Annotated in this window: 1 protein-coding gene; it reads right to left on the bottom strand. The window is 36.2% G+C overall.

All coding sequences use genetic code 11. The annotated features are described in order from the left end of the window. Positions 1 to 81 precede the first annotated feature (81 nt). Positions 82 to 279 (bottom strand): hypothetical protein (locus HC176_RS19895; protein ID WP_209309848.1); only part of this gene is annotated, 198 nt, incomplete at its 5' end.

Raw genomic sequence — 279 nt, 5'->3', positions numbered from 1 at the left:
AGTTGTTGAGAAACAAGAGCCAAGAGCCAAGAACGAAAACTTTATGGGCAAGCTTTGCGTCGTAGGAGTTAATAAAAGTGTTTAGGGAGTTATCAAAGGTGCTTGGTGTTTAAATAGAAACAGAGGACGACGTTTAACTTTTTCCGAATTCCGATGGATGTTATAACTTAGTGTAAAGGATAAGAATAGAGTCATAGATATACCGGTAAAAATATCTTTAGAACAACTTGCAGAGCCGCTAAACAGTTTATCAGTTTTTGAAAGAGAAAGGCTAAAATC

The sequence above is a fragment of the Tamlana crocina genome, from assembly GCF_012037625.1.
Note: the sequence above shows the minus strand (reverse complement) of the source record. Positions and strands in the feature narration are given on the sequence as shown.